Raw genomic sequence first — 7,291 nt, forward strand, 5'->3', positions numbered from 1 at the left:
AGATTTTGCATTTGTAGTTCCATGGAGTGCAATGACAGCAGCTGTAATTACTACTTTTATTGTAGCAGTAGTTTCTGGTTCTTATCCAGCATTAAAGGCATCTAAACTTGATCCTATTGAAGCGTTGCGTTATGAGTAGTTTTTTTGTCATTTCGACGAAGGAGAAATCGCATCAAGTGATTTAGATTATGTGATTTCTCCTTCGTCGAAATGACAAAGAAAAAATACTATTTTTTGCAAGAAATCATTCGATTATTTCCATAAATATCTTGCATCAAAATAACATCACGAAATCCTAAACCTTTTAATAATTCAACTGTTTCTAAACCAAGATATTGATTAATTTCAAAATATAGTCTTCCGTTTTCAGTTAAACTTTCTTTTGCCAATAATGCAATTTTTCTATAAAAAAGCAAAGCATCGGTATCATCTACAAACAATGCTAAATGTGGTTCAAATGCCAAAACGTTTTCTTTAATTTCATCTTTTTCAAGATTTCTAACATATGGCGGATTGGAAACTATAATATCGAATTTAGTTGGAAATCCTTCGACTGCGCTCAGGAAGACAATTTCCAATATGTTTTCACAATTAAATATAATTTCAACTTCATTAATTTCAGCATTTTTTTTAGCAATTTTTAATGCATCTTCTGAAACATCAATTGCAAAAACTTGAGTATTTTCAATATTTTTTGCCAATGAAATAGCAATACAACCACTTCCTGTACCTATATCTAAAATATTTAATTTTGCACTATTGTCAAACTGAGCTTGTCGAAGTTCCTTATAACAATTAACATCTTTAATAATTAAATCAACCAATTCCTCAGTTTCTGGTCTTGGTATTAAAGTATTTTTGTTTACTAAAAAAGGCAATCCATAAAACTCTGTTTCACCTAATATATATTGTATTGGTTTTTGAGTTTTTAACTCGGCAACAATTGCTTCCCATTTTTCTAATTCAAATTGAGATAATTCTAAATTGGGTTGCAATGCTAAATCAATTCGCTTTAAATCATGAAACTTTTCTAGAATTATATAAAAGAAACTTTCCGCTTCAACAGCATCAACTACTGCAGAAAGTTCTCTTATAAAAGTAATTTTATATTTTTTAAATAACATTAAACTTTAAACATTAAAACCATTAAACAATTCTTTTATCATCCAAACAGGACAACTACTATGACCAGTTTCACCAAGTGGTTCGCAAAGATATTCAAACCCAACTTTTTTATATAATATTTGAGCATTTAGCATTTCCGGAAGCGTTTCTAAATAGCATTTTTCAAAGCCAAATTCATTTGCTTTTGCTAGACACTTCAAAATCATTTCCATACCAATTCCTTTTCCGCGAGCTTCTTGCAAAAAATACATCTTCTGCAATTCACAAATATTTTCAATTGAATTTTCTAACTGACTAATTCCTGCGCCACCAATAATTCTTCCCGATTCTTCTACAATATAATATATCGATTTTGGTTTATTATAGGTTTCAAACATAAAATCCAATTGCTCATCGGCAAATGCTGTTCCTGTTTTTGGATAATTATCAGAAATAAATACAGTTCTAATTACATTAGCAATTTGATGGTTATCTTCTATTTGAATTGGTCTAATTGTCATTTTTAAAATTTCTAAAATCATTATTCTAAGCTGAATATTCTAAATTCAAAAATCAAATCCATTTTGAATAATAAAATACGTTAACAAAAATACTACTTTTGTATTGTGAAAACACACGAAATTTATATAAAACGTTGCCTAGAATTAGCCAAAAATGGATTGCCTGCTGCAATGCCAAATCCATCTGTTGGTGCAGTTATAGTATTTGACAATAAAATAATTGGCGAAGGTTACACTTCTAAATATGGTGAAAACCACGCAGAAGTAAACGCAATAAACTCTGTAAAAAACAAATCATTACTTTCTAAATCAACTATTTATGTAAGTTTAGAACCTTGTAGTCATTTTGGAAAAACTCCACCTTGCGCCGATTTAATAATAAAAAATAAAATTCCAAATGTAGTTATCGGAACAATGGATACTAATGAAAAAGTAGCAGGAAACGGAATTAAAAAATTAATTGAAGCAGGAATTAATGTAACTGTTGGAATTCTTGACCTTGAATGCAAAGCATCAAACAAGCGATTTTTTACTTTTTACGAAAAAAAACGTCCTTATATTATTTTAAAATGGGCCGAAAGTCAAGATGGATTTATTGCTCCACTTTCTAAAGAAAAACAAGAACCAATTTGGATTTCAAACGAAGTATCAAGACAATTAGTTCACAAATGGAGAAGCGAAGAACAAGCCATTTTAGTTGGTACAAATACAATATTAGACGATAATCCTAAGTTGGATGTTAGAGATTGGAAAGGCAATAATCCGATAAGAATTGTATTAGACAGAACTGGAAAAATCAATGAAAAATACAATGTATTTAGTAGTGATATTAAAACAATATTTATTACCGAAAAGGAAAATTTAACATCAAACGACCAACGTATTTTTGAAAATGCTATCTTTGATAAACGTTTGGCTTTTAAAATTACCGAAATTTTATTAAAACATAAAATTCAATCAGTAATTATTGAAGGCGGAAAACTAACATTACAAACATTTATTGATGCTAATATGTGGGATGAAGCAAGAGTTTTTAAATCAAAAAAACTTTTGGTTGAAGGAATAAAATCTCCAGAAATAAGTTTTAAAAATGTAAAAACACAGCACATTTTAGATAACGAACTAGTAACTTTTTTCAATTATGATTAACGCAATAATTTTTGATTTTGGTGATATTTTTATCAACTTAGAAAAAGAAGCTCAAATTGAAGCCTTCAAAAAATTGGGTTTACCAGGACCAAATGATGAACTTATACAAATAAACGATAAATTCGAAAAAGGAAAAATAACTGAGTTACAGTTTTTAGAATCTTTTCAAAAATTTATTCCAAATGTTACAATTATAGATGTTAGAACAGCATGGAATGTCATAATTGGAGAATTTCCACTTTACAGATTAGAGTTTTTGCAATTGCTTTCACATAAATATAAATTATTTTTGTTGACAAATACCGATGAAATTCATATCAGTAAATTTGAACATAACGTTGGAATTTCATTCTTTAGTGATTTTTATCAATGTTTTGAAAAAGTATATTATTCTTATGAAATGGGAATGAGAAAACCAGATTTAAACATTTTTACAACTATACTTAATAAACATGATTTATCAGCAAAACGAACATTATTTATTGATGATAAAAAGGTAAATACAGATGCAGCAGCAAGTCTAGGAATTCATGTTTGGAATTTACAAGTTGGAAAAGAAGATGTTGTAGATTTATTTAAACAAAAACAGTTGCCTTTATAAGTTTTGAACGACACCTACAAAACCATTATATCACCTTCGGAAGAAGTACTATTTAAAGAAAAAAACAGTAAGTTTTTTGCAACTGCATTTCCTGTTACTACAGAAGAAGAAGTTAAAAATAATTTAGAAATTTTACGAAAAAAACATTTTGGAGCTGGTCATTTTTGCTATGCTTTTCAGCTTGGATCAGATAAAATTCAATTTCGAGCCAATGATGATGGAGAACCAAGTAATTCAGCAGGAGCACCAATTTATGGACAAATTCAATCGTTTGCACTAACCAATATTCTAGTTGTTGTTGTTCGATTTTTTGGAGGAACTAAACTTGGAGTTGGCGGATTAATTTCTGCATACAAAACTGCAGCGCAAATGGCATTAGAAACTGCTGAAATTATTGAAAAAACCATCAATATCCATTACATAATTTCATTTGATTATAAAAATATGAATAAAGTAATGCGTGTAATTAAAGAGAAAAACCTAAATATTATTTCTCAAATAATGGAAGAAAATTGCCAAATTGAAATTGCAACACGAAAAAAAAATGCCGAAGTTGTTTTCGACATTTTTAATTCATTGTTTGAAGTTGAAATTAAATTGAAAGAGTAATTAATTATTTTTCATTATCTCTAAAATATAATCTGGAGGAGGAACTGGTTTGGCTGTTTTTATATCTACAAAAACAAGAATAAAATGTGCAGTTGTTAATAACTCTTTATTTTCATTGCGAATTTCGCAATCAAATTCTATCTTTACACCGCTATGACTTCGCAATTTTGTATTGATGATAAGTAAGTCATCATAACGTGCTGGTTTCTTATAATTTAGATGCATAGAAACAATTGGTAAGGCAATACCAGAATCTTCAAGTGATTTGTACGAAACGCCTTTATTCCTAAGCCATTCCACTCTTCCAATCTCAAAATAAGGAATGTAACTACCATGATAAACAACACCCATTTGATCTGTTTCTGAATATCGTACTCTAACTTCTACATCGTGTCCTTTCATCTATTTTTTTTGCTTTTAGTCTATTATAAAATTATTCGTTACAACAAAAATTTTAAAAAATCAATACCTTTTTATTTTTTTTTAAAGAAATTTGTTCACATATTTGTTAACCCAAAAAACAACTAAGAAATACCCATTTCTTTTGTAGGAGAACCTTTAATTAAATTAGTAATTTTAACCATAATATGAACAAAACTGCGCAATCGGTTTGGGAAAACTGTCTGTCTTTTATAAAAGACAATATTCAAGAGCAAGCATACAAAACTTGGTTTGAACCTATTAAGTCAGTAGAACTAACTGATAATGCATTATATATTCAAGTTCCTAGTAAATTTTTCTATGAATGGTTAGAGGAACATTATGTGAAATTACTTAAAGTTGCCTTAACCAAAGAACTTGGTAAAAATGCAAAGTTACTCTATAAAATTAAAATGGAAAACACTTATGGCAATAAACAACCATTTACAGAACAATTGCCAAGTGCTCACCGAGGCCCAATAAAATCGCAAGAAGTTGATGCACCTTTTAAAAATTTAAATCCTGAACTTAAAAATCCGTTTGTAATTCCTGGAATTAGAAATTTAAAAATAGAATCGCAGCTAAATCCTAATTATAGTTTTGATAATTTCCTTGAAGGCGATTCCAACCGTTTAGCTCGTTCTGCAGGAATGGCAGTTGCCAATAAACCTGGAGGTACATCTTTTAATCCGTTATTAATTTTTGGCGGTGTAGGTTTAGGGAAAACACATTTGGCACACGCAATTGGTGTTGAAATAAAAGATAAATATCCTGAAAAAACTGTTCTTTATATTTCTGCCGAAGTTTTTACACAACAATATATAGATTCTGTTAAGAAAAATAATAGAAATGATTTTATTCATTTTTACCAATTAATTGATGTTTTATTAATTGATGATGTGCAATTTCTTTCTGGAAAATCAGGAACACAAGATGTGTTTTTTCACATTTTTAATTATTTACATCAAAACGGAAAACAAGTAATTCTTACCTCAGACAAAGCTCCAGTTGATATGCAGGATATCGAACAACGTTTGCTGTCGCGTTTTAAATGGGGATTATCTGCTGAGTTACATCAGCCAGATTATGAAACTAGAGTTTCCATTTTAAATAATATTTTATATCGCGATGGAGTTGAAATGCCAAGCGAAATAGTAGAATATGTTGCTCAAAATATAAAATCTAATGTTCGAGAACTTGAAGGAGCAATCATATCTTTAATTGCACAATCATCTTTCAATAAAAAAGAAGTTACTCTTGAATTAGCCAAAAATATTGTTGAAAAATTTGTTAAAAATGTAAAACGAGAAATTTCTATAGACTACATTCAAAAAGTAGTTTCAGAGTATTTTCAGCTAGATTTAGACACTTTGCAATCTAAAACTAGAAAGCGTCATGTGGTTCAAGCTAGACAATTGGCAATGTTTTTTGCAAAAAAATTCACAAAAGCTTCTTTAGCAAATATTGGTTCACAAATTGGAGATAGAGATCACGCTACAGTTTTACACGCTTGTAAGACAGTTGACAATTTGGTTTCTACAGATAAGCAATTCAAAAAATTTGTTGAAGATATTCACAAAAAATTGTCATTATAGCTATTTGTATTTCTTATTTTTGCAAAAAAAAGAATAAATTGAATTATTATGTCCGTTAAAATTTTAATGGTTTGCCTAGGTAATATTTGTCGATCACCATTGGCAGAAGGAATTCTAGCGTCTAAATTACCCAAAGGCAAATTTATTGTAGATTCAGCAGGTACTGGAAATTGGCATGTTGGCAAACAGCCAGATGATCGATCTATTGCAACAGCAAAAAAACATGGAATTGATATTTCTAGTCAACGAGGTAATTATTTTACTCCGAAATATTTTGATATTTATGATTATATTTTTGTCATGGATAATTCAAATTATGATGATGTAGTTTCTTTAGCAAAAACCGATGAACATAAAAAAAAGGTTCAACTTATTTTAGAGGAACTTTTTCCTGGAGATAATGTAGATGTTCCAGATCCATACTATGGTTTACAAAATGGATTTGATATGGTTTTTGAAATGCTTGATGAAACAACTGATTTATTGGCTAAAAAATTATTAGAAAAACATTCTTAATGAAGCCAGTAAATCTTATAGGCAAATTATATCTTATTCCAACAACACTTGGCGAGAGCAATCCAATGGATGTTTTGCCGCATACTGTAAAAAGAACTGTTGAACTTATAGATTGTTATATTGTTGAAAATGAAAAAACAGCAAGAAAATTTATTAAAAGTATTTGTCCCGAAAAAGTACAAGCATCATTATTACTCAATACTCTAAACAAACATACAGAAGTTAGCGATCACCTTAAAATGATTCAACCATGTCTTGTTGGAATTGATATTGGATTAATGAGTGAAGCTGGTTGTCCAGGTGTTGCCGATCCTGGTGCTGCAATTGTAAAAATTGCTCACGAAAAAGGAATCCAGGTTGTTCCTTTGGTTGGACCATCTTCTATCCTACTTGCCATTATGGGTTCTGGAATGAACGGACAAAGTTTTGCCTTTAATGGTTATTTACCTATTGACAAATCTGAAAAAAAAGCAGCTATAAAGAATTTTGAAAAATTATCTTTTGATAAAAATCAGTCGCAGTTATTTATTGAAACTCCATATAGAAACAATAAATTATTAGAAGATATATTGCAAACATTGCAACCAAATACTCATTTATGTATTGCTGCAGACATTACACTTTCTACAGAATATATAAAAACCATGAAAGTTTCTGACTGGAAAAAAGCGAAGTTAGATTTACACAATCGACCAACGATTTTTATTATTCATAAAAATTATTAAAGCAAAGTTTAAATAAAAAAATTATATTATTTATTTTTTGTTAAATATTTG

The 7,291-nt window shown here is 29.2% G+C and carries 10 protein-coding genes; 7 read left to right on the forward strand and 3 right to left on the reverse strand.

Going from position 1 to position 7,291, the window contains the following annotated elements; all coding sequences use genetic code 11:
* On the forward strand, nucleotides 1-139 hold a 139-nt coding region (locus ACH2BO_RS15200; protein ID WP_395045587.1), incomplete at its 5' end, for an ABC transporter permease.
* Between the two features lie 88 nt (nucleotides 140-227).
* Here ACH2BO_RS15200 and prmC read toward each other — a convergent pair.
* Together prmC and ACH2BO_RS15210 are read right to left on the reverse strand one after the other, a co-directional pair.
* The gene (prmC, locus tag ACH2BO_RS15205) at nucleotides 228-1,124 is read right to left on the reverse strand and encodes a peptide chain release factor N(5)-glutamine methyltransferase (protein WP_395045578.1); all 897 of its coding nucleotides are present in this window, start codon (nucleotides 1,122-1,124) and stop codon (nucleotides 228-230) included.
* A 6-nt stretch (nucleotides 1,125-1,130) separates the two neighbouring features.
* Nucleotides 1,131-1,646, reverse strand: a complete 516-nt coding sequence (locus tag ACH2BO_RS15210) for a GNAT family N-acetyltransferase (protein WP_395045579.1) — start codon at nucleotides 1,644-1,646, stop codon at nucleotides 1,131-1,133.
* Nucleotides 1,647-1,730: 84 nt separating this feature from the next.
* Here ACH2BO_RS15210 and ribD point away from each other — a divergent pair, with 84 nt between their 5' ends.
* Genes ribD through ACH2BO_RS15225 form a run of 3 tightly spaced genes read left to right on the forward strand, consistent with a single transcriptional unit; the run spans nucleotide 1,731 to nucleotide 3,984 of the window.
* Nucleotides 1,731-2,774: a bifunctional diaminohydroxyphosphoribosylaminopyrimidine deaminase/5-amino-6-(5-phosphoribosylamino)uracil reductase RibD gene (gene ribD / locus ACH2BO_RS15215; protein ID WP_395045580.1), complete on the forward strand. Its 1,044-nt coding sequence runs from the start codon at nucleotides 1,731-1,733 to the stop codon at nucleotides 2,772-2,774.
* Complete coding sequence (locus tag ACH2BO_RS15220; RefSeq protein ID WP_395045581.1) at nucleotides 2,767-3,375, forward strand: HAD family hydrolase; 609 nt, start codon at nucleotides 2,767-2,769, stop codon at nucleotides 3,373-3,375. The genes ribD and ACH2BO_RS15220 overlap by 8 nt, the downstream gene beginning before the upstream one ends.
* Nucleotides 3,376-3,378: 3 nt before the next feature.
* Nucleotides 3,379-3,984, forward strand: a complete 606-nt coding sequence (locus tag ACH2BO_RS15225; protein ID WP_395045582.1) for an IMPACT family protein — start codon at nucleotides 3,379-3,381, stop codon at nucleotides 3,982-3,984.
* Here ACH2BO_RS15225 and ACH2BO_RS15230 read toward each other — a convergent pair whose 3' ends face one another.
* A complete protein-coding gene (locus ACH2BO_RS15230) occupies nucleotides 3,985-4,386 on the reverse strand; it encodes an acyl-CoA thioesterase (protein WP_395045583.1) in 402 nt (133 codons plus the stop codon).
* A 185-nt stretch (nucleotides 4,387-4,571) separates the two neighbouring features.
* Between ACH2BO_RS15230 and dnaA the strand changes: the two genes are divergently transcribed.
* From dnaA to ACH2BO_RS15245, 3 genes are read left to right on the forward strand one after another with little or no spacing between them, the layout of a single operon-like run.
* Nucleotides 4,572-5,999, forward strand: coding sequence for a chromosomal replication initiator protein DnaA (gene dnaA, locus ACH2BO_RS15235; protein WP_395045584.1), 1,428 nt, complete (start codon nucleotides 4,572-4,574; stop codon nucleotides 5,997-5,999).
* A gap of 48 nt (nucleotides 6,000-6,047) precedes the next feature.
* Entirely contained in the window at nucleotides 6,048-6,515 is a 468-nt protein-coding gene (locus ACH2BO_RS15240) for a low molecular weight protein-tyrosine-phosphatase (RefSeq protein WP_395045585.1), read from the forward strand.
* Complete coding sequence (locus tag ACH2BO_RS15245) at nucleotides 6,515-7,240, forward strand: SAM-dependent methyltransferase (protein ID WP_395045586.1); 726 nt, start codon at nucleotides 6,515-6,517, stop codon at nucleotides 7,238-7,240. Before ACH2BO_RS15240 ends, ACH2BO_RS15245 begins: the two co-directional genes overlap by 1 nt.
* Nucleotides 7,241-7,291: the final 51 nt, after the last annotated feature.

The sequence above is a fragment of the Flavobacterium sp. genome (assembly GCF_043773265.1).
In the GTDB taxonomy this organism is placed as follows: Bacteria; Bacteroidota; Bacteroidia; order Flavobacteriales; family Flavobacteriaceae; genus Flavobacterium.